This is a genomic window from Cognatundibacterium rivi (genome assembly GCF_018139565.1).
Taxonomy (GTDB): Bacteria; Pseudomonadota; Gammaproteobacteria; order Burkholderiales; family Burkholderiaceae_D; genus Undibacterium; species Undibacterium rivi.
This window is the reverse complement of record NZ_JAGSPK010000004.1, coordinates 156,777-179,502: the sequence shown is the minus strand read 5'-3', so window position 1 is coordinate 179,502 and position 22,726 is coordinate 156,777. Positions and strand designations below refer to the sequence as shown.

Sequence of the window (22,726 nt, the reverse complement as noted above, 5' to 3'; positions counted from 1 at the left end):
GCCGTGCTTTTTCAAATTTGATACAGACGAAAAAGATCCTCGACTAGAGTCGCTCCCAAACCATTTGCGTGGTAGTTCGCGGTGTCATAACCAGGATGCCTTTCTCGCTCTTATCTAAAAATACTTATATTTCTTAAATCCGTTGGTAGACACGATTGGACTCGAACCAACGACCCCTACCATGTCAAGGTAGTGCTCTAACCAGCTGAGCTACGCGTCTAAAGAAACCGAAGTATAGCAGAGACCTGCGAACAATTACTAGCCCTGAACCGAACTTTTTCTACGAACAGAACAGGCGCTTGTATTTTCTCCGCATTCGCCCCGGCTTGCTTTATTGCCTCCGAACCTCAAGCACTCCACTTACTTCGCGTATTGTCGTCAAGGCTTTTTGCAATTGCGAAGTGCCGCCGATTTCAGCAGTAAACGACATCCGAGCCTGCGATTTTGCACTCTGCGTATTCACGCCAACCACATTAATTTTTTCCTTAGAAAAAACTTCAGAGATATCGCGCAACAAGCCCTGCCTGTCTTGCGCTAATACAAAAATATCGACAGGATAAACCGTATCCTTACCGTGCTCACCCCACGTCGTCTGTATCACCCGTTCGGGTGCCTTATTACGCATTTCTGCGAAATTTTTGCAGGTCAGCCGGTGAATGGAAACGCCCTTACCTCGGGTAACAAAGCCAACGATATCATCCGGCGGCGCAGGTTTACAACAACGTGCCAACTGCGTCATCAATCCATCTGTCCCGACAACCAGTACGCCAGATTTCGCACCTTGCGTAACACTTGATGCACGACTCTTATTAGTGATATTCAGATCGTCAGGTATTTCGACCGGGCTATCCCTGAGCACTGTTTCTATCTGCCTGAGACTGAATTCCTCTTTACCGACAGACAGCAATAAATCATCCAATGCGGCAAAGCCCAGCTTGCGCGCCAACTCCTCAAGATTAACTGCAGTCTTACCTTCACGCTGCAAAGTTTTTTCGACCAGTGCCCGCCCAGATGCCAGCGTTTCCTGCTGATCAATGACGTTAAACCACGCGCGTATTTTGCTACGGGTACGCGTACTGACCGAATACTCGGAATGCAGCCAGTCCCTGGATGGGCCAGACTGCGCAGATCCGGCCTTCAGCGTAATGATTTCAACGGTCTGCCCATTCTGCAGACGCGTGTTTAACGGCACCATCACGCCATCGACTCGGGCACCGCGACAACGATGACCAACGTCTGTATGCAACTGATAAGCAAAGTCAACCGGCGTCGCCTCTCGCGGCAATTCAATCACTCTTGCCTGTGGCGTCAGCACATAAATCCGCTCATCCAGACTCGCAGACTTCAGCTTTTCCACCCACTCTCTTTGTATATCTTCATGCTCAACAACCGCATCAGCAACCTCGCTTTTCCAGGCAAGTAACTGTCGCAGCCAAGCAATTTTTTCGTCATATTCTTGCGCAGTGAAGTTAGAGCCACCGCTTTCTTTATAACGCCAATGCGCTGCGACGCCATATTCCGCGAATTGATGCATTTCTTTCGTCCGGATCTGCACCTCAAGCGGCCGGCCATCCTCTACAACAACGACCGTATGCAGAGATTTATAGCCATTCGATTTTGGGCGGGAAATGTAATCGTCAAATTCTTTCGGAATTGGCGCCCAGACGTTGTGCACGAGTCCGAGTACCGTATAACAATCCTTGATATCCTCAACAACCACCCGGAACGCGCGCACATCATAGAGTTCGTCAAAATTAACTGACTTACCCTTCATCTTTTTCCAGATACTGTAAATGTGCTTAGGACGGCCAGATACCTCACCTTTGATACCTGCGTTTTTCAATTCGGAAGTTAAACGTGCCAATGCCGTTGCAACGAAACTCTCGCGCTCCACACGCTTTTCTTCCAGCATTTTGGCTATACGTTTGTATTGTGCGGGCTCAAGAAAGCGGAACGATAAATCCTCAAGCTCCCACTTCAGTTGCCACACGCCCAGCCTGTTTGCCAGCGGCGCATACAGATTCATCGTCTCGCTGGCATATTGCTGCGTAGCGCTATCTTCGCGCTTGCACTCGGCAAAATAACGCAGAGTTGTCACCCGCGACGCTAGCCTGATCAACACTACCCGCATATCGGTTGCCATTGCCAGCATCATTTTGCGCAGCGTTTCCATCTGCGCAGCAGCTTTCTCGGCCGCATCCTTGCCATGACCAACATCATGATGGGTCAGCGCAGTCTCGCGGAGTTTCATCAGGCGCCGGATGCCACTGACCAGATCAGCAATCTCTTGTCCGTAACGGGCTTCGATTTGCTCGGCCGCGATCGGGTTTAATTCTGGCAACTCGAACAATAAAGCAGCAATACGTGAGTCTATATCAGTGCGCAACATCGCCAGTGTGGACGCCACTCCACGCACAAACTGCAACGCATTCTGTCCGGTAATTACGTCTTTTTCCGCATAAAACGGCGTAACAAATTCAAGTGCAGAAATAAGCCTATCTTTCTCTGCTTCTGACAGACCTTCCAATAACTGAGATTCTGATGCGGCAACTGATGTCGATACCATACAATTCTTTATTTTTGCGCTGCAGTTACAACGATTTCTATCAACCAATCAGGATTGGCCAGCCGGGCTTCTACGGTCGCGCGTGGCGGTGAATTATTTTCTGCAACCCACGCATCCCAGACGGTATTCATCTCGCCAATTTGACTGATGTCAGTCAAAAAAATCTGACAAGAAAGTATCCGAGACTTATCACTCCCTGCCTCGGACAAAAGGCGATCGATATGACCAAGTACCTCTTTAGTCTGACCAGCAATGCCCTGACTCACATCTTCCGGTATCTGCCCGGCCAGATAAACGACGCCATTACATATCGCCACCTCAGATAAGCGCTTACCAACGTGCAATCTCTTTATTTCCATCACTCACTCTATTTTTCATTTAACAAAAAATCACGCACCAGTTTGATTTGCTCTTCACTGACAAAAGTTGGGGCATGCCCGACGTGGGGTACTTCTATCAACTGCGCACATGGGCCGCGCTTCGTCATCGCAAGCGCAGTATCTGCTGTCAGCAAATCAGAATCGGCACCGCGCACCAGCAAGGTTTCGCAACGAATCGCATCATAAGCAGCCCAAAGCATCGCCTGTCCGGCCGCAATCATTTCCGGTGTCGTCGCCTTAAACGCGTCAGCCAAAGACAAATCATAATGCTTGCGCCAATGACCATCGGGAGTCTGGCGCAAGACATCGCGTGCCAATTTACTCCACTGAGCCTCAGTATGTTCACCAAATGAGAGCGAAATCGTCTTGATGTACGTGGCAGCCTCTTCGAAAGTTCGGAACTGTATATCCTCACCAATGTAAGTGCCGATTCGTAACAAAGCCTCAGAATTAAGCGCTGGCCCTACATCATTCAAGATCAGCTTACGTATCGGGTTACCTTCCAACGAAGCAATTCCCATTCCTATCAGCCCGCCCATCGAAGTACCAAGCCAATCGACAGTTGTTGCTTGCAAACGCGCTAGTAAAGTCACCATGTCACTGACATATTGCGGCAACTGATAGTGCAAGGGATTGCGCAGTCGGCCAGAATAGCCACGACCCACAACATCAGGACAGACAACCCGGTAATGCGACGATAAGGACTGCGCGACAGCATCAAAATCGTCGGCAACCCGCGTCACGCCATGCACACAGACCAGTACCTTGGTATTTTCGGAGTCACCCCACTCTTTGTAGGACATCGTATGCAGCCCCGATGGAGACAAGCATTGAACGGTATTGCGCCTTGGCTGCATGAGGCATTCCCCTGAGATAGTATTTTTACTACTGCTAGTAACTCACATTTTACCGATCGTTACGCTTAAAATCATTCACATTCGCTTTGTACGCATGCTTTTTTATATAACTAATGTCAGGAGTCAACATGCAAGCATCTTTTTTACGTGGAAAAACAGCACTGGTGACAGGCTCAACTTCAGGAATCGGTCTGGGTATCGCGCATTCACTCGCTGCCGCGGGCGCAAACATCGTATTTAACGGCTTTGGTGATCCGGATGAGATTCAGGCAATTCAGAAAACCACCGAAGAAAAATTCAGCGTCAAAACTGCTTACCACAACGCCGATATGAGCAAAGCCAGCGAGATTGCCGCCTTGATGGCATTTGCCAGCGCGACATTTGGTGGCGTCGACATACTCGTCAATAACGCGGGCATTCAATATGTTGCGAATATTGAGGATTTTCCGGTCGAAAAATGGGATGCCATTATTGCGATTAATCTGACCTCCTGCTTCCATACGACAAGGCTGGCACTGCCTTATATGAAAGAGAAAAACTGGGGTCGCATCATTAATCTCGCGTCAGTACACGGTCTGGTCGCGTCTGCACAAAAGTCTGCCTATGTTGCAGCAAAACATGGCTTGATCGGGCTGACAAAAACCACCGCACTCGAAAACGCGCAAACGGGAATTACCTGCAATGCGATTTGCCCAGGATGGGTGCTGACACCATTAGTACAAAAACAGGTCGATGCCCGCGCGGAGCGAGACAATATCAGTAATGAAGCGGCAAAAAAAGCGCTGCTTGCGGAAAAACAGCCATCAGGAGAATTCGTGACTCCGGAACAACTAGGGGCTCTTGCAGTATTTTTCTGCAGCGACTCCGCTAGTCAGATCAGAGGGGTTGCCTGGAACATGGATGGCGGCTGGGCGGCACAATAACGATAGTACTTCTCCCTTTTATGAAAAAGCCGCTGTTTTTTCACAGCGGCTTTTTTCAGTTTTACATGTTCGGGTAGTTGGGTCCACCGCCACCTTCCGGTGTCACCCACACGATGTTTTGCGTCGGATCTTTAATATCACAAGTCTTACAATGAACACAGTTTTGTGAATTGATCTGCAAACGATCCTTACCATCATCGGTCTTCATAAATTCGTACACACCGGCTGGACAATACCGCGCTTCCGGGCCTGCATATTTCGCCAGATTCACGTCAACCGGAACGTTACTATTTTTTAAAGTCAGATGGATAGGCTGGTCTTCTGCATGATTCGTGTTGGAGATAAATACAGAAGACAAACGATCAAATGTCAGCTTGCCATCCGGCTTAGGATAGTTAATTGGCTGAAACTCAGAAGCTGGACGCAAACACTCGTGATCGGCATGCGTATGTCTCAAGGTCCATGGTGCTTTGCCACCAAAAACGACCTGATCAATTCCAACCATTAATGTGCCAAGTACCAAACCCTTACTCATGGACGGCTTGAAATTGCGCGCTTTATGTAATTCCTCATGCAACCAAGATGCCTCGAAAGCTGTGCTGTACGCGGTCACTTCATCGTATTGACGATTTTCGCCTAAAGCATCAAACACTGCATTGGCAGCTAACATCCCAGTCTTGATCGCAGCATGACTGCCTTTGATGCGGCTGGCGTTCAGGAAACCGGCATCACAACCAATTAAAGCGCCACCTGGGAAAGTCAGCTTGGGCAATGACTGCAAGCCACCCGCTGTAATCGCACGCGCGCCGTACGCAATCCGCTTACCGCCCTCAAAGAACTGGCGGATTTCCGGATGGGTTTTATAACGCTGAAATTCTTCATACGGCGAGAGATACGGATTTTCATATCCAAGCCCGACCACATAACCGACTGCGACCTGGTTATTTTCCAAGTGATACAGGAAAGAACCGCCATAAGTAGCGTTATCCAGCGGCCATCCAGCTGTGTGTATTACCAGACCAGGCTGATGCTTAGCGGGATCAATTTCCCACAATTCTTTAATACCGATACCATAAGTCTGAGGGTCTTTACCGGCATCCAGCTTATATTTTGCGATCAGTTGCTTACCAAGATGTCCACGGGCACCTTCAGCAAACAAAGTATATTTTGCATGCAACTCCATACCAAGCTGGAATGCTGGACCCGGCTCGCCTTCGCGATTCACGCCCATATTGCCAGTCGCAACACCTTTTACCGAGCCATCGTCGTTATACAGGATTTCTGCAGCAGGAAAGCCCGGGAAAATCTCTACACCTAATGCTTCAGCCTGTTGCCCCAGCCAACGCACTACGTTGGCCAGCGAAATCACGTAGTTTCCATGATTCTGAAAACAGGCAGGCAACATCCAGTTCGGTGTTTTGTATGCCTTGGTTTCAGATAAAAATAAGAATCGGTCTTCAGTCACTTCCGTGTTCAGCGGAGCGCCAAGCTCTTTCCAGTCAGGAAAAAGTTCACTCAGCGCCTCTGGATCCATCACCGCCCCGGAAAGAATATGAGCACCAAGCTCGCCACCTTTTTCCAGCACGCAAACGGAAACTTCATTTCCGTTTTCCACTGCGAGTTGCTTGAGTTTGATCGCAGCAGACAAGCCTGCAGGACCGCCGCCGACAATAACGACATCGTACTCCATCGCATCGCGGGGACCGTACTGTTCAAGAATGTTTTGGGTCATGACTGTAATCGCTTTAAAATATTTTTCGAACGAACGTGCTAAATTAATCAACGCATGTTAGCTGTTGATCTGCCATTGCGCAAGCAGCCGATTAGATGAAGACATCCATTGCGGAACGCGGATACTGAGTGTTGGCGAAAGATAATTATCGCAGAGCAGTGTTTAGCCTGCATCAATTAAAGCGATGAATCTCTCAGAACTATCAATCAAAAGACAGCGCGTGCTAAATTCTGGGCCACACAAAAAGACACTGTATGTCATGATAGTGTATTAAACGGAAGTACTGAGTTTATCCAAATTTTTGCAGGAGATACTGATGGGAATAGAAATTAATTTTGAGGGAAAAGTCGCACTGATTACCGGTGCATCCAGCGGTTTAGGTGCTCGCTTTGCGAAAGTGCTGGCAAAAGCTGGCGCACAGGTCGTGCTTGCCTCCCGCCGCGTTGACAGACTGAAAGAATTACGCGCAGAAATTGAAGCTGATGGCGGTGCAGCCCACGTCGTCGCGCTGGATGTGACAGACTATGCGAGCATCAAATCAGCGATCGCCCATGCTGAAACGGAAGCCGGCCCTATCGATATTCTGATCAACAACTCAGGTGTATCAACGACGCAACGTCTGGTCGACGTTACCCCTGATGATTACAATTATGTGATGGATACCAATCAACGGGGTTCATTTTTTGTGGCGCAGGAAACTGCAAAACGGATGATCACCAGATACAAAGGCGACCAACGAAAACAACACCGCATTATCAACATCGCCTCAGTCGCGGGTCTGCGCGTGTTGCCACAAATTGGCATCTACTGCATGAGTAAAGCTGCAGTCGTACACATGACGAAGGCAATGGCAGTTGAATGGGGCAAATACGGCATCAACGTGAATGCAATTTGCCCCGGATATATTTCGACAGAAATCAATCAGGAATATTTCGACACTGAACAAGGACAGAAACTGATAGAAATGCTGCCACGCAAGCGCGTCGGCACACCTGAAGATCTTGATGGCCTGTTGTTATTGTTGGCAGCAGAAGAGTCCCGCTTCCTGAATGGTGCAATCGTAACGGCAGATGACGGAATGAGTGTGCAGTAACTGATTTCATTGATCTCGTGTGAGTAAGGTTAACAACCCTAACTCATACGAGTCAGAAAATTAGCCACCAATTCCGCAATAGTAAAAATTTTTTTCCTATACTACTTAAGCCTCAAGTACCTAAACGGATCAACAGATTTTCTGTCAGCAAAACCGCGGGATATCCCTTTATTATCATCTGTATTCTGACATGGCCGAACACGCCGCGTCGCCCTACGCAGATATTGCCCCATCGAGCGAAAAACGGGTTAACGCATAATTCTCAGCAACTTATGCACGAGCTCGCTTGATGTTGCGGCAGAAAATTTCTTCATCAGCTTCGCTCTATGCATTTCAACTGTTCTTGGGCTGAGTGATATCTGCCTGGCGATCAATTTACTGGTCTTTCCCTCAACAAGCAAGGCAGCGATCTCCCTTTCTCTCGGCGTGAGTTCAGCACTCACTGGGCGCTTTGCACTCAGGTCTTCAAATGTCCAGATACCGGCCGCATGCGGCTCATTTTTCCGCAACCCGCGTCCGGTTACGTGACACCAGAATAATTCCTGATTCGCTCTCTTCATAATGCGCTCATCAGAATAGGAACCCTTTGCATTCATGATAGGCGTGATGCGAGCACCAGTACGCTCGAATTCATCAGGGCTTGGATAGAGTATCTGGAAAGATTGCCCGATCAGATCGCTTTTTTTATAGTGAAACATCTGTGCAAGATCATCATTGCAGGCATAAATAATACGGTTTTGAGAGACACACATTCCTATCGGTGCTTGTTGGAAAATAACTTCAAAATCAATAGTGTGCATCTCTATCATATGGTTGTTCTTGTGCAGATGGATAAGGTAAATTTATTCAGGTAGTTTTACGGTATTGCGGAGTATAGCTCAGCATCTTATCCTGAGCCCTATTCTGAAAAAAGTAATACGCCAGCAACCGATATTCGTGTTGTTGCGAGAAAAACAGGCAAGTATTTCCCGAAATATCTATGAGGAGACAACGATGAATAAGGAATATCCGGACGCAAAGGCCGCCTTGGCCAATGTAGTCAAAAATGGGCAGACAATCGCGGTTGGTGGTTTTGGTTTATGTGGAATACCGGAAGCTTTGATTGCCGCGTTGCGTGATTCTGGTGTCAAAGAATTGACGGCCATTTCTAATAATGCCGGCGTCGATGGTTTTGGGCTCGGCCAATTATTGACAACACGTCAGATTAAAAAAATGGTTTCTTCCTATGTTGGTGAAAATAAAGAATTCGAACGTCAGTATCTGGCTGGCGAATTAGAATTGGAATTCACTCCACAAGGAACACTGGCAGAAAAACTTCGCGCCGGCGGTGCTGGCATTCCGGCATTTTTTACGAAAACAGGTGTCGGTACTATCGTTGCAGAAGGTAAGGAAATTCGTGAATTTGATGGTCAGAAATATGTTATGGAAAGAGCCTTGGTTGCCGATGTCTCGCTGGTAAAAGCGTGGAAAGCAGATAAGGCGGGAAATTTGGTCTATCGGAAAACGGCACGTAATTTCAATCCCAATGTGGCGATGGCAGGGAAAGTCACTATTGCAGAAGTGGAAGTGCTGGTAGAAACAGGTGATCTCGATCCGGATGAAATTCATACTCCGGGTATTTTCGTGCATCGCATCGTCGTCAATACGCAACCCGAAAAACGTATTGAGCAACGCACTGTGCGCCCCACTAAATAAGATACCAGGAGAATTAATATGGCATGGAATCGCGATGAAATGGCTGCACGCGCAGCATTAGAATTGCAAGACGGATTTTACGTTAATCTCGGAATTGGTCTGCCAACGCTAGTGGCAAACCATGTGCCTGCTGGCATGGAAGTCTGGTTACAATCTGAAAATGGGCTGCTGGGGATTGGTCCCTTTCCGACCGAAGATGAAGTTGACCCTGATTTAATTAATGCAGGAAAACAGACAGTAACTACCCTGCCCGGCTCTTCCATTTTCAGCTCGGCCGATTCTTTCGCAATGATACGTGGTGGAAAAATCAATCTTGCCATTTTAGGGGCAATGCAAGTCAGCGAAAATGGTGATCTCGCGAATTGGATGATACCAGGCAAGATGGTTAAGGGCATGGGTGGCGCAATGGATCTGGTCGCAGGCGTAGGACGTGTGGTGGTTCTGATGGAGCATGTTGCGAAAGACAATGCGCACAAGCTTCTTAAATCCTGCAACCTGCCGTTAACCGGGGTTGGTGTCGTCAACCGTATTATTACCGATCTGGGTGTGATTGATGTTACTCAGGAAGGCTTTAAGTTAATTGAGCTCGCTCATGACGTCAGCGTGGAAGAAGTTGTCGCGAAAACTGAAGCAAAAATTGATATCAGCGCATTTCAATAGATCATTCACGCTTTGAATTAAAAAGGCCGACGTAATTTACGCCGGCCTTTTTATATTGATCCAACGACGATCAACTTACCATTGATCTGACAGTATCTTTTCCAGCCAAAATGAACCTATCACGGTTTTTACATCCGTAATCTTGCCAGCTCTTACCCAATCTGACATCTCTGTTGCAGTGGCTGTAAATGTTTCTAAAAATTCTTCTTCATCTAAAGAAGCCGGACCGGCTGTTAAACCACGGGCAACGTAAATCTCCAGCCTTTCGTCGGAATAGGCGATGGCATTATGAATCGTGCAGAGATGGCGCCAATCGGTTGCCGTATAACCAGTCTCTTCGCGCAACTCTCTTTGAGCGCAAATCAAAGGGTCTTCACCGGCATCAATTTTCCCTGCAGGGAATTCAATAAAAACTCGATTCAGCGGATAACGAAATTGGCGTTCAAGCAGAATTTTGTTATCGTCAAATATCGGAATAATGACGACAGCCCCCGGATGGCGTATAAACTCTCTGGTTGCGACATGGCCATTTGGCAAAGATACATTATCCTTTTGAACCTGCAGAAAATCACCCTCGTAGACCAGGCTGCCGCTGATCTTTTCCTCAAGTAAGTGCGCGTCGCCAGAAAAACGATCAGTCACGACGCCGCCTTAGGTAACGAAAGACAAATCCGGGAAAAGCTAAAACCAGAAATAAAAAAGCGGTGATAGCAAAAAATTCCCATCCTTGCGGAAAGCGATTGCCGCTTGAACTCTCAAAGAATGCGCCAGTAGCACCAATCACAAAATACAAGACGATCAGTTCAAGCAAACGCAACCAAAATGGTTTGATAAAAGAAAAACGCCGTAACGCAAAAACTGCGAAACAGCGTTCATTAAAAAAAGGCAGGTTGGCAGCGATAACTGCCAACACGACGATCAACCAGACGGAAGTCAAACTAGTCAAAAGAGATGAACCTTATGACGCTAAGGTTTTTACAACCGCGTTCAAACATGCCGTCATCAAACCACCAGGGACGATACCGAGAATTAAAACGGCTAATCCATTCATGCTCAAGACCACGCGAACGTCAACACTAGGAGTAATCAAAGCGTTGTCTGAGGCTTCATCAAAGTACATCAGTTTAACAACGCGAAGATAATAAAACGCGCCAATCAAAGAGAACAACACAGCCACTAAGGACAACCATACCTGTCCGGTTGCGATCACCGACTGTAACACTGACAACTTGGCATAAAAGCCCATCAACGGAGGAATGCCTGCCAGAGAAAACATCAACAGCAACATGACCAATGCAAACCAAGGCGAGCGTTTGTTCAGACCTTTCAGATCGTCAAGATTTTCAGCTTCAAAACCAGAACGAGCCAGCAACATAATGACGCCGAAAGTACCTAACGTGGTTAACACATACGTGATGCTATAAAACATCGCGGCACTGTACGCATCGGCGGCAAGAGCAGTGTTACCGTGAGCAACGCCAGACAACAGACCCAACAACAAAAAGCCCATATGAGAAATAGTCGAGTATGCAAGCATACGCTTCAGATTAGTCTGAGCAATAGCAGTAAGATTACCGATTGCCATCGACAGTACCGCCAACACAACCAGCATTTGTTGCCAGTCTACCGCCTGAGAGAACAAGCCTTCAACTAATAACCTGAATGTCATCGCAAAGGCGGCTAATTTCGGAGCGCCACCCAATAACAATGTCACTGCTGTAGGAGCCCCCTGATATACATCGGGTACCCACATGTGGAAAGGAACAACGCCTAACTTGAATGCCAAGCCCGCCACCAGAAATACAATACCAAACACCAGAATAGTTTTATTTGCAGTTGGAGAGCTCGCTACCTTGGCAACTTCCGCTAATTCCAAAGAGCCGGTGGCACCGTACAACATAGAAATACCGTAGAGCATGAACCCGGATGCCAGCGCACCAAGAATAAAGTATTTCATTGATGCTTCGGTTGACGGTGTATGTTCACGGCGCAAGGCAACCAGTGCATACAAAGACAAAGACATCAATTCCAGACCAAGATAGATAATCAGGAAATTATTCCCTGAAATCATGATCATCTGCCCTAACAGAGAAAACAATGCCAAGACATAAAATTCACCACCCGACTTGCCATTGGTCATCCCGCGATCTGTCACGTATTGACGTGAATAGATGAAAGTCATGCCCACCGCAACATAAGAGCAAAGCTTGAGCAGGGTCGACATCGGATCTGAGACAAACATGTTGTTGCTGACATAAGTTGACCCGTCAGTATTCGAAGTCGCGATCGTCAGCGCACCACAAACAAACAAAGCAAGTATGCTCATGACGTAAGTCAGGTTACGTTTGCTATCAGGCAAAAACATGTCAACCAGCAAAATAGTACAGATTGCCAGCAGCAAAAATATTTCAGGATAAAGTGGTGTGAAGTTCATATTATTCAGTTCTACTAGCATTAATCTGCTGTCACACAATTAGCGCAACGAAAATTGTCGACGGGCTTACTTGTCTATATCTTCAATCAGAGCGGTAACTTTGACGTCGCCACATGCTTTAAAAGATCAGTCACGGAAACTTGCATCGCGTCGGTAAAAGGTGCTGGATACAATCCCATTACAATCACAGCGATTGCTAAAACGCCCAACATAAAAAATTCACGTGCATTGATATCACTCAGATGAGCAACATGCTCATTCGTGATTTTGCCGAAAACAACCCGCTTGACCATCCACAAAGAATACGCTGCACCGAAAATCAATGCTGTTGCGGCGAGCATGCCAATCCAGAAATTAAACTGTACTGCGCCGAGAATCACCATGAACTCACCGACAAAGCCTGACGTTGCTGGCAAACCGCAGTTGGCCATTGAAAACAACACAAACAATGCTGCAAATTTAGGCATCTTATTCACTACACCACCGTAGTCTACGATCTGACGTGAATGCACACGGTCGTACAAAACGCCGATACACAGGAACATCGCGCCAGAGATAAAGCCATGAGAAATCATTTGTACAATCGCACCCTGTACAGACATGTCGTTAAACATGAAAAACCCGAGTGTAACAAAACCCATATGCGCAATAGATGAATACGCGACCAGCTTTTTCATATCAGCCTGCACCAGTGCGACCAGACCAATATAAATCACCGCAACCAGAGACAAAGTAATCATGAAACCAGCCATATAGTGGCTTGCGTCCGGTGCAATAGGTAAAGAGAAACGCAGGAAACCGTAAGCACCCAGCTTCAACATGATCGCGGCCAGAACAACTGAACCACCGGTAGGCGCTTCAACGTGAGCATCGGGCAACCACGTATGCACTGGCCACATCGGTACCTTAACAGCAAATGCCATCAAGAATGCGCAGAAAATAGCGATCTGTGTTGACATCGGAAGCGGCAGTTTGTGCCAGACCAGGATATCAAACGAGTGACCCGCCTGAATGTACAGATAAATGATGGCAAGCAAAGTCAGTAAAGAGCCAAGCAAGGTGTACAGGAAAAATTTGAATGCCGCGTAAACCCTGTTTGGACCACCCCAGATACCGACGATGATATACATCGGTATCAAAGTCGCTTCAAAGAAAACATAAAACAACATGCCGTCCAAAGCGCAGAAAACACCAATCATCAGGCCGGACAGAATCAGGAAAGCACCCATGTACTGAGCCACCTGTTTCTCAACAACTTCCCAGGCTGCAATAACGACAATCACGGTAATAAACGCTGTCAGTGGCACCAGCCATAGAGAAATACCATCAATACCAAGTGAGTAAAAAATGTTGAATTTTTCTATCCAGGAAAATTTCTCAACAAATTGCATCCCATGCGCTGAATTATCAAAATTGGTGATCAGCGGCAAGGTTACGAGAAAACTCGTTAAAGAACCAAGCAGAGACACACCGCGAACTAAACCACGGTTATGATCACGGCCAAAAGCCAGAACAAAAATACCAAATGCGATTGGACACCAGATCGCCAGGCTGAGTAAGGAGGAAGTTGACTGCATCATGATTATATTTTTTTAGCCGAGGTCACTTATTTAGCAAAAGGGAATGGCATGAAATACACGAGGAATGCCAACACGCCCAAAATCATTACAAAAGCATAGTGATAGATGTAGCCGCTCTGGAATAAGCGAACAAGCTTTGAGAACCATCCCACCAGCTTCGCACTACCATTCACGACCAATCCATCAATTAAGCCTTTATCGCCAACATTCCACAGTCCCTGACCGAGCAAACGTGCGCCACCGGCAAAAACGATTTCATTAAACCTGTCCATGTAGTATTTGTTGTCGAGCAAAGTGTAGACGGCACTTGCATTTTTCTTGATTGCCGCAGGTATCGACGGCTTGACCATATAGAAGAAATAGGAAACAGCCACACCCGCAAATGCTAACCAGAACGGAGCTGACGTCAGTGCATGTCTTGCCATCGCAATGGGGCCGTGAAACTCGTGTTTTAACTCTTCCATCGCATGGTGAGCTTCATTGACGAAAATAACGTCCTTAAAGAAACTACCGAACAGCATAGGTTCAATCGCGATGAAACCGACTAATACAGACGGAATCGCTAACATCACCAGCGGAAACCAGACAACGAATGGAGACTCATGTGGTTTTTGGCCTGGTGCCAACCCGTGATGATGTTCATCCGCTGCATGGTGCGCATCATGGTGATCATGCGCATGTCCAAAATTTTCTTTTCCGTGGAACACCAGAAAGTACATACGGAAAGAATAAAACGCTGTGACAAATACACCTGCTAAGACAGCAAACTGAGCAAAGCCAGAGCCAGCAATATGAGAGGCCTGAACCGCTTCGATAATACTGTCTTTGGAGTAAAAACCTGAGAAGAATGGAGTACCAATCAACGCTAAAGAACCTAACAATGAAGTGATCCAGGTGATAGGCATGTATTTACGAAGTCCGCCCATGTTCCGGATATCCTGATCATGGTGCATACCAATGATGACCGAGCCTGCCGCAAGGAACAGCAGTGCTTTAAAGAACGCATGGGTCATCAGGTGAAACACAGCAACCGAGTATGCTGAAGCGCCCAGTGCAACCGTCATATAGCCGAGCTGAGACAGTGTGGAATAAGCAACCACACGTTTAATGTCATTCTGGATAATACCAAGGAAACCCATGAACAACGCCGTTATCGAGCCGATCACCAAGATGAACGACAAAGCAGTATCAGACAATTCGAATAACGGAGACATGCGCGATACCATAAAGATACCGGCAGTAACCATGGTCGCCGCATGAATCAGCGCAGAAATCGGGGTTGGGCCTTCCATCGAATCTGGTAACCAGACGTGCAGCGGAAATTGTGCAGATTTACCCATAGCACCGATAAACAGGCAGATACAGGCAACCGTAATCAACATCCAGTCAGTTCCTGGGAAAATCAGTTTAGCCAGTTCCTCTTTCTTCGCGAACACTTCTGTGTAGTTCATGGAACCCGCATAAGCGAGCAACAGACCGATACCGAGGATAAACCCGAAGTCACCTACACGATTAACCAAAAAAGCCTTCATATTGGCGTAAATTGCAGTCGGTTTGGTGTACCAGAAACCGATCAGCAAATAAGACACCAGACCCACAGCTTCCCAACCGAAAAACAATTGCAGGAAGTTGTTGCTCATCACCAGCATCAGCATGGAGAACGTGAACAGCGAGATATATGAGAAAAAGCGGTTGTAACCTTCATCTTCAGCCATGTAGCCGACCGTGTAAATATGCACCATCAGTGATACAAAGGTCACTACACACATCATCATCGCGGTCAGATTATCGACCAGAAAACCAACCTCCAGTTTTAAACCGGCAACCTGCATCCATTGATACAAAGTAGCATTGTAAACTGGCGCGCCATTCATCAAAGCATTAAGCGTCATGCATGAAATAATGAATGCAACTAGCACACCGAGTATGGTCGCGGTGTGTGAAACTTTACGCCCTACGACGTTACCAAAAAATTTGGTGCCCAGTAAACCGGCAATGGCAGATCCTGCCAATGGAGCCAGAGGTACTGCCAATAGTAGTTGTGGGTTAAGTTGCCCCGCCATGATGACCCTTTTTTAGCTTATTACTTTTTTAAATCGCCAGCGAATGATGGGGAGCAGCGCGCAGCATTTCCCCACGAAACATTATCCTTTGAGTGCGTCCAAATCTTCGACGTTTATCGTGTCCAGATTACGGAACAAGACAACGAGAATAGCAAGCCCAATCGCAGATTCTGCAGCAGCAACTGTCAGAATGAAAAATACAAAAATTTGCCCGGCCGCATCACCCAGATAGTGAGAGAACGCGATGAAATTCATATTCACCGCCAGCAAATTCAATTCAATTGCCATGAGCAAAACGATAATATTTTTTCGATTCAGAAAAATGCCGACAATAGAAATTGCAAACAGAATCGCGCCAAGTATCAGATAGTGTGTCAGTGTCAAAGCCATATCAGCCCTCTTGCTTTTCTGTCGATGAAGTTAAAGTACGTTCAGATTCCGCTTTCATTTTCACGATGCGAACGCGATCAGCACTTTTCACTTTGACAGCTTTTGCCGGATCAAAATATTTACTGTCTTTGCGACGACGTAAAGTCAATGCAACAGCTGCAACAATCGCGAGTAACAAAATTGCAGCGGCAATTTCAAACGCCAATGTGTAGCGAGTAAAAATTTCCATACCGAGATTTTTCGTATTACCTATCGTATCCGCAGCAGCTGGAACATGATTATCCGGACGTAAAAAACCACGCCATAACACTGCAGACATCTCAAGAACAATCACGACACCAACAGTCGCAGCCAATGGTAAATGTCCCCAGAATCCTGCTCGTAATTTATCGATATCGATATCCAGCATCATCACAACGAACAAAAACAACACCATGACTGCACCGACGTACACCAACACCAAAACGATGGCAAGAAACTCCGCCTTCAACAATAACCATATTGCGGCTGCGGAGAAAAACGACAGCACTAAGAACAACGCGGCATGCACAGGATTACGTGCGGTAATCACCTGTGTCGCAGCGAGCACAAGGATCGCTGCGAAAACATAAAATAATGCGGTAGTAAATTCCATATTGAAACCGTTCTAATTAGCGATATGCAGCGTCAGCAGCACGAGCAGCTGCAATTTGTGGTTCATAGCGATCACCGACTGCCAATAACATCTCTTTAGTGAAATAAAGATCGCCGCGCTTCTCACCGTGATATTCAAATACATGCGTTTCAACGATGGAATCAACCGGGCAGGATTCTTCACAGAAACCGCAGAAAATGCATTTGGTCAGATCGATGTCATATCGTGTCGTGCGACGACTACCGTCTTCACGCTGATCCGATTCAATCGTAATCGCCATCGCTGGGCAAACCGCTTCACATAATTTACAAGCAATGCAACGCTCTTCACCATTGGGATAGCGACGCAGCGCATGCAAACCGCGGAAACGTGGCGATTGCGGCGTTTTTTCTTCTGGGAATTGGACAGTAATCTTGCGGGCGAACATATAGCGACCAGTCAATGCCAGTCCCTTTATCAGTTCGCGCAGCATCAGGCTGCCAAAAAAATCTTTGATTGCTTCCATCTTTTCAGCCTCTTACTTCCAAATATTCCATGACGTTTGTATCCATGCTGCGACAAACACCAGATACACCAGAGTTAAAGGGATAAATACTTTCCAACCCAAGCGCATGATCTGATCGTAACGATATCTAGGGAAAGATGCACGAGCCCAGATAAACATGGAAACCACTACAAATGTTTTCAGACCCAGCCAAATCCAACCTGGTACCCAGTTGAATACGATGGAATTCAGAGGAGCATCCCAGCCACCCAGGAACATCAGGGAAGCCATTGTCGAAATCAGGATCATATTGGCGTATTCCGCCAGATAGAACATAGCGAAAGACATACCCGAGTATTCGACCATATGACCAGCGACGATCTCAGATTCACCTTCAACCACGTCGAATGGATGACGATTTGTTTCTGCAATCCCGGAAATAACATAAACAACAAACATAGGAAGCAAAGGCAACCAGTTCCATGACAGGAAATTCAAGCCCATCGATGCAAAATGACCTTTTGTCTGTGCATTAACGATATCCGATAAATTCAGACTTCCGGAAACCATCAGTACGATGACTAACACGAAACCCATTGCAATTTCGTAGGAGATCATCTGCGCTGACGCACGCATGGCACCCAAAAATGCATATTTAGAATTAGATGCCCAGCCCGCGATGATAATGCCGTACACCTCAACAGAAGTGATTGCCATGATCAGCAACAAGCCAGCATTAACATTGGCCAGTACAACGTCGGGACCAAATGGAATAACAGACCATGCCGCCAACGCCGGCATAATCGTCATAATCGGTGCAAGTATAAAAAGAACTTTATTTGCTTTTGCAGGAACAACAATTTCCTTCAGCAACAACTTCACAGCATCAGCGATAGGCTGCAACAGACCTGCGGGGCCGACTCGGTTAGGGCCCAGACGAATGTGCATCCAGCCTATCATTTTACGCTCCCACAAAGTGAGATAGGCCACCAAGCCCATGATAGGAGCAACAACGCAAACGATCTTAATCAGATTCCAGATCAGAGGCCAGAAATAGCCAAACACGCCCTGACCAAAAGTTTGAACAGTGAGCAGCCAATTCATTATGCACGCTCCACATTAATAGCACCGAACATGCCGTCCAGCTTACTGGTCAATACCGAACCTGCAGCAATCCGAACCACATTTTCAGGTAAAGATCCGTCGATACCCACATTCAACAGAATTGATCCACCTTTAGTGACTTTGACCATGTCACCTGCGGAGACACCGATTTTTTCTGCGTATCCAGTACTGATCCAAGCCTGAGGTGCACGTGCGTCTGCCGTTTTTTGTAACGATTCAGCTCTTCTAACGATCGCATCTGTGCTGTAAATAGCAACATCGGCAACGCGCTCCAAGCCAGCCTCGGAAACAGATTCGAGAGCAGGTTTTAAAGCAGCGATGTTATTCAGTTGCGCGATAACATCATTGCCGCTTAAAACTTCATCGCGAATGGATTCGGATGTTTCGTAATTGAAATTATCCAGACCTAACAAATTTCCCAGAACACGCAATACTTTCCATGCTGGACGGGTATCGCCAAGCGGCTTAACAACGCCATGAAAACTCTGAACACGTCCTTCGCAACTGACGAATGTACCGGCAGTTTCTGTAAATGGCGAGACAGGTAATAAAACATCTGCATATTCAGCGCCGTGCTTAAACGGAGACATGACAACAACCATATCAGCTGCAGCTAAGGCTTTTTCCGCCTGAGCTGGGTTTGCAGTATCTAATGCAGGCTCGGCATGAAGCACGACATACGCTTTCTTACCTTCAGCAAACACAGGCTTAGCATTATTCGCAGGAATTGCATTCGCGAGATAACCACCAACCGTATTCGCAGCCTCAGTCAGATAACCGAAATCGGAACCCGTCTGTTCCGCAATCCATTGAGCAAGAGCGTGCAGACGAGACGCGTCCGGATGATAGGACGCGGTGTTACCTAAAAATACGCCTGCGTTACCAGACAGCAGAGTCGCCGCGATATTCTGAGCCAGTACACCAGCTTCGACAGATTCCAGACCCGCTGGTTTTGCAATTTCTTTTTTAACTGCAATAGCAACTGCTACTTCGGCCAGGAACTGCGTCCATAAAGATGGCGCAAGAACGGCTTTATTCGCAAGCTTAATCAGCAAGTCATCATCAGTCGCATTCAGTACGCTAAGCTTTGTGCCAGATTTGACTGACTGGCGCAGGCGCGCTGCCAACAAAGGATGGTCTTTCCGCAAGAATGAACCGATAACAAAGACATTCTTCAACTGCGCGAACTTGGTAATGGACGTACCCAGCCAAGGTTTAATACTTCCATTCAGAGAAAAATCAGACTGGCGCAAGCGGAAATCAACATTGTCAGAACCAATGCCACGGATTATCCGCTGAAGCAAAAACAATTCTTCCAGAGTCGAATTAGGAGCAGCAACAGCAGCAACAGAATCAGCGCCGTGTTCATGACGAATATTACGCATCGCATGCGCTACGTATTCTAACGCTGTCTGCCAATCAGTCTCTTGCCATTGACCACCTTGCTTGATCATAGGTTTAGTCAGACGTTCAGCACTGTTCACGCCTTCGTAAGAGAAGCGGTCTTTATCAGAAATCCAGCATTCATTGATCTCTTCGTTTTCGAAAGGAACAACGCGCATTACTTTGTTATTTTTTACCTGAACAATCAGATTTGAACCCAAACCATCATGTGCGCTCACAGATTTACGACGAGACAATTCCCAGGTACGCGCGGAGTAACGGAATGGCTTGGAGGTCAATGCGCCCACAGGGCACAGATCAATCATGTTGCCGGACAATTCGGAGTCGACAGTTTTACCAACGAAAGAAGTAATTTCGGAATGCTCACCACGATTGAGCATGCCCAATTCCATCACACCAGCAATTTCCTGACCAAAGCGAACACAGCGTGTGCAGTGAATACAGCGACTCATTTCTTCCATCGACACCAGCGGACCGACATCTTTGTGGAAAACAACGCGTTTTTCTTCTTCATAGCGAGAGGTTGTAGCGCCATAACCAACCGCCAGATCCTGTAACTGACATTCACCACCCTGATCGCAAATCGGGCAATCCAGAGGATGGTTAATCAACAGAAATTCCATCACTGCTTTTTGTGCCTTCACCGCCTTGTCGCTATGGGAGCGCACGATCATGCCAGGCGTGACCGGAGTCGCACAGGCAGGCAGTGGCTTCGGCGCTTTTTCAACCTCAACCAGACACATGCGGCAATTTGCCGCAATAGATAATTTTTTGTGATAACAAAAATGGGGGATATACGTGCCAAGTTTATTGGCAGCGTCCATCACCATACTGCCTTCTTGGACTTCGACTTTTTTGCCGTCTATTTCGATTTCAACCATGGTCTACTCTAAGTGTGCTAACCGAAGCTGGCTTACAGGTAAGTGGGAACCAAGCAATGCTTATGCTCGATATGATATTCAAACTCTGTGCGGAAATTTTTTACGAATGCGCGAACCGGCATCGCTGCTGCATCACCTAACGCACAAATCGTTTTACCCTGAATATTGTCTGCGATGGAATTCAGCATATCCAGATCTTCAGGGCGACCTAATCCATTTTCAATCCGGTGAACAAGGCGATACAACCAGCCAGTGCCTTCGCGGCAAGGCGTACACTGTCCACACGACTCTTCAAAATAAAAATACGACAGACGTTCCAGCGATTTGACCATGCAACGGGTTTCATCCATGACGATGACAGCTCCAGATCCAAGCATAGAACCTGCCTTGGAAATCGAATCATAATCAAGATCCGTATTCATCATCACATCACCAACAATCACAGGAGCGGAAGAACCACCAGGAATGACTGCTTTGATTTTTTTTCCGCCACGCATGCCACCAGCCAACTCAAGCAAAGTAGCAAATGGAGTACCTAATGGAATTTCGTAATTACCAGGTCGTTCAACGTCACCTGAAATAGAGAATATCTTTGTACCACCGTTATTTGGTTTACCAAGAGCGGCATAATTTTCGCCACCCATTGCAAAAATGAACGGTACGGCTGCAAATGTTTCAGTGTTGTTGATGGTTGTCGGTTTTCCGTACAGACCAAAGCTCGCCGGGAACGGAGGTTTGAAGCGCGGCTGGCCTTTTTTGCCTTCCAACGACTCCAACAATGCCGTTTCTTCACCGCAAATATAGGCACCGTAACCGTGGAACGCATGCAATTGAAAACTGAATTCAGAGCCTGCAATATTATTACCAAGCATCCCCGCTGCACGCGCTTCTTCAATCGCTTCTTCGAAACGATCATAGTCCGCAAAAATTTCGCCGTGGATGTAGTTATAACCGACAGTAATACCCATGGCATACGCGCCAATTGCCATACCTTCGATCAGCGCGTGCGGGTTATAACGAATGATATCGCGATCTTTAAATGTGCCAGGTTCACCTTCATCTGTATTACAGACCAGGTACTTCTGACCGGGAAACTGACGTGGCATGAAACTCCATTTCAGACCAGTCGGGAAACCCGCTCCGCCACGACCACGCAAAGACGATGCCTTGAGCTCAGCAATAACCTGCTCAGGTGGAATTTTTTCTGAAAGAATACGCTTCAAGGATGCATAGCCACCACGAGCCACGTAATCTTGTAAGTGCCAGTTTTTACCATCCAGACCCGCGAGAATGAGGGGCTTAATATGGCGATTGTGCAGACTCGTCATTATTTACCTGCCTCTTTCAGTTCATTCACAAGTCCGTCGATTTTTTCGTTCGACATAAAACTGCACATGCGTTTATTGTTGACCAACATGACAGGCGCATCACCACATGCCCCCATGCATTCACCTTCAACTAAGGTAAATTGCCCATCAGCAGTGGTCTCTTTGTAATCAATACCCAGCTTCTGCTTCAGATGGTGCGCTGCGCGCTCCCCACCCGATAAAGCGCAAGGCAAGTTAGTACAAACGGTAATTTTGAATTTACCGACCGGCTTCGTATTGTACATATTGTAGAAAGTAGCCACTTCCTGTACAGCAACGGCAGGCATACCAATATAGTCAGCCAAAGTCTGCATTACATCAGGAGAGATCCAACCAGTTTCGTCCTGCGCAATAGCCAAAGCGGCCATCACAGCGGACTGGCGCTGGTCAGCCGGGAACTTTGCCAGTTCACGATCAATTTTTTTAAATGCCTGCTCTGATAACACCATAGCTAATGC

Annotated in this window: 21 protein-coding genes and 1 tRNA gene; 4 read left to right on the top strand and 18 right to left on the bottom strand. The window is 47.0% G+C overall.

What is annotated here, in order from left to right:
* Window positions 1-143: 143 nt before the first annotated feature.
* The 4 genes from KDM87_RS12595 to KDM87_RS12580 all read right to left on the bottom strand — a co-directional run bounded on the left by KDM87_RS12595 (window position 144) and on the right by KDM87_RS12580 (window position 3,749).
* Window positions 144-220: transfer RNA gene (locus KDM87_RS12595), tRNA-Val, on the bottom strand.
* 111 nt (window positions 221-331) lie between these two features.
* On the bottom strand, window positions 332-2,566 hold the full coding sequence (locus KDM87_RS12590; protein ID WP_212679409.1) for a RelA/SpoT family protein: 2,235 nt from the start codon (window positions 2,564-2,566) through the stop codon (window positions 332-334).
* A gap of 8 nt (window positions 2,567-2,574) precedes the next feature.
* Window positions 2,575-2,925: a RidA family protein gene (locus KDM87_RS12585; protein ID WP_212679408.1), complete on the bottom strand. Its 351-nt coding sequence runs from the start codon at window positions 2,923-2,925 to the stop codon at window positions 2,575-2,577.
* An 8-nt stretch (window positions 2,926-2,933) separates the two neighbouring features.
* A complete protein-coding gene (locus tag KDM87_RS12580) occupies window positions 2,934-3,749 on the bottom strand; it encodes an alpha/beta fold hydrolase (RefSeq protein ID WP_230407755.1) in 816 nt (271 codons plus the stop codon).
* Between the two features lie 182 nt (window positions 3,750-3,931).
* Between KDM87_RS12580 and KDM87_RS12575 the strand changes: the two genes are divergently transcribed.
* Window positions 3,932-4,726 carry a 3-hydroxybutyrate dehydrogenase gene (locus KDM87_RS12575; protein WP_212679406.1) on the top strand — a complete coding sequence of 265 codons (795 nt, stop codon included), beginning with the start codon at window positions 3,932-3,934 and terminating at the stop codon, window positions 4,724-4,726.
* A 61-nt stretch (window positions 4,727-4,787) separates the two neighbouring features.
* On the opposite strand, the gene KDM87_RS12570 is transcribed toward KDM87_RS12575, so the two are convergent.
* Complete coding sequence (locus tag KDM87_RS12570) at window positions 4,788-6,458, bottom strand: electron transfer flavoprotein-ubiquinone oxidoreductase (protein WP_212679405.1); 1,671 nt, start codon at window positions 6,456-6,458, stop codon at window positions 4,788-4,790.
* Between the two features lie 316 nt (window positions 6,459-6,774).
* Between KDM87_RS12570 and KDM87_RS12565 the strand changes: the two genes are divergently transcribed.
* Window positions 6,775-7,551 (top strand): SDR family oxidoreductase, encoded by a 777-nt coding sequence (locus tag KDM87_RS12565; protein ID WP_212679404.1) that lies wholly within the window; start codon window positions 6,775-6,777, stop codon window positions 7,549-7,551.
* A 248-nt stretch (window positions 7,552-7,799) separates the two neighbouring features.
* On the opposite strand, the gene KDM87_RS12560 is transcribed toward KDM87_RS12565, so the two are convergent.
* The gene (locus KDM87_RS12560; RefSeq protein WP_408058733.1) at window positions 7,800-8,351 is read right to left on the bottom strand and encodes a LuxR C-terminal-related transcriptional regulator; all 552 of its coding nucleotides are present in this window, start codon (window positions 8,349-8,351) and stop codon (window positions 7,800-7,802) included.
* Window positions 8,352-8,544: 193 nt separating this feature from the next.
* Here KDM87_RS12560 and KDM87_RS12555 point away from each other — a divergent pair, with 193 nt between their 5' ends.
* Both KDM87_RS12555 and KDM87_RS12550 read left to right on the top strand, forming a co-directional pair.
* Window positions 8,545-9,246 (top strand): CoA transferase subunit A, encoded by a 702-nt coding sequence (locus KDM87_RS12555; protein ID WP_212679402.1) that lies wholly within the window; start codon window positions 8,545-8,547, stop codon window positions 9,244-9,246.
* Window positions 9,247-9,264: 18 nt separating this feature from the next.
* Complete coding sequence (locus KDM87_RS12550; RefSeq protein ID WP_212679401.1) at window positions 9,265-9,906, top strand: CoA transferase subunit B; 642 nt, start codon at window positions 9,265-9,267, stop codon at window positions 9,904-9,906.
* A 75-nt stretch (window positions 9,907-9,981) separates the two neighbouring features.
* On the opposite strand, the gene KDM87_RS12545 is transcribed toward KDM87_RS12550, so the two are convergent.
* The 12 genes from KDM87_RS12545 to nuoE form a co-directional block, all read right to left on the bottom strand.
* Entirely contained in the window at window positions 9,982-10,548 is a 567-nt protein-coding gene (locus tag KDM87_RS12545; RefSeq protein WP_212679400.1) for an NUDIX domain-containing protein, read from the bottom strand.
* On the bottom strand, window positions 10,541-10,852 hold the full coding sequence (locus KDM87_RS12540; RefSeq protein WP_212679399.1) for a DUF2818 family protein: 312 nt from the start codon (window positions 10,850-10,852) through the stop codon (window positions 10,541-10,543). The genes KDM87_RS12545 and KDM87_RS12540 overlap by 8 nt, the downstream gene beginning before the upstream one ends.
* A 12-nt stretch (window positions 10,853-10,864) precedes the next feature.
* Window positions 10,865-12,340: an NADH-quinone oxidoreductase subunit NuoN gene (nuoN, locus tag KDM87_RS12535; RefSeq protein WP_408058732.1), complete on the bottom strand. Its 1,476-nt coding sequence runs from the start codon at window positions 12,338-12,340 to the stop codon at window positions 10,865-10,867.
* A gap of 86 nt (window positions 12,341-12,426) precedes the next feature.
* Window positions 12,427-13,920, bottom strand: a complete 1,494-nt coding sequence (locus KDM87_RS12530) for an NADH-quinone oxidoreductase subunit M (protein ID WP_212679398.1) — start codon at window positions 13,918-13,920, stop codon at window positions 12,427-12,429.
* A gap of 26 nt (window positions 13,921-13,946) precedes the next feature.
* The gene (gene nuoL / locus KDM87_RS12525) at window positions 13,947-15,983 is read right to left on the bottom strand and encodes an NADH-quinone oxidoreductase subunit L (RefSeq protein ID WP_212679397.1); all 2,037 of its coding nucleotides are present in this window, start codon (window positions 15,981-15,983) and stop codon (window positions 13,947-13,949) included.
* Window positions 15,984-16,064: 81 nt separating this feature from the next.
* Window positions 16,065-16,373 carry an NADH-quinone oxidoreductase subunit NuoK gene (gene nuoK / locus KDM87_RS12520; protein WP_186885129.1) on the bottom strand — a complete coding sequence of 103 codons (309 nt, stop codon included), beginning with the start codon at window positions 16,371-16,373 and terminating at the stop codon, window positions 16,065-16,067.
* Window position 16,374: 1 nt separating this feature from the next.
* Window positions 16,375-17,007 carry an NADH-quinone oxidoreductase subunit J gene (locus tag KDM87_RS12515; protein ID WP_212679396.1) on the bottom strand — a complete coding sequence of 211 codons (633 nt, stop codon included), beginning with the start codon at window positions 17,005-17,007 and terminating at the stop codon, window positions 16,375-16,377.
* A gap of 16 nt (window positions 17,008-17,023) precedes the next feature.
* Complete coding sequence (nuoI, locus tag KDM87_RS12510; protein WP_186885127.1) at window positions 17,024-17,512, bottom strand: NADH-quinone oxidoreductase subunit NuoI; 489 nt, start codon at window positions 17,510-17,512, stop codon at window positions 17,024-17,026.
* A 12-nt stretch (window positions 17,513-17,524) separates the two neighbouring features.
* The gene (gene nuoH, locus KDM87_RS12505) at window positions 17,525-18,595 is read right to left on the bottom strand and encodes an NADH-quinone oxidoreductase subunit NuoH (RefSeq protein WP_212679395.1); all 1,071 of its coding nucleotides are present in this window, start codon (window positions 18,593-18,595) and stop codon (window positions 17,525-17,527) included.
* Complete coding sequence (gene nuoG / locus KDM87_RS12500) at window positions 18,595-20,901, bottom strand: NADH-quinone oxidoreductase subunit NuoG (RefSeq protein ID WP_212679394.1); 2,307 nt, start codon at window positions 20,899-20,901, stop codon at window positions 18,595-18,597. Before nuoG ends, nuoH begins: the two co-directional genes overlap by 1 nt.
* Window positions 20,902-20,933: 32 nt before the next feature.
* Window positions 20,934-22,229 (bottom strand): NADH-quinone oxidoreductase subunit NuoF, encoded by a 1,296-nt coding sequence (gene nuoF, locus KDM87_RS12495; protein ID WP_186885124.1) that lies wholly within the window; start codon window positions 22,227-22,229, stop codon window positions 20,934-20,936.
* Complete coding sequence (nuoE, locus tag KDM87_RS12490; protein WP_212679393.1) at window positions 22,229-22,717, bottom strand: NADH-quinone oxidoreductase subunit NuoE; 489 nt, start codon at window positions 22,715-22,717, stop codon at window positions 22,229-22,231. The genes nuoF and nuoE overlap by 1 nt, the downstream gene beginning before the upstream one ends.
* Window positions 22,718-22,726: the final 9 nt, after the last annotated feature.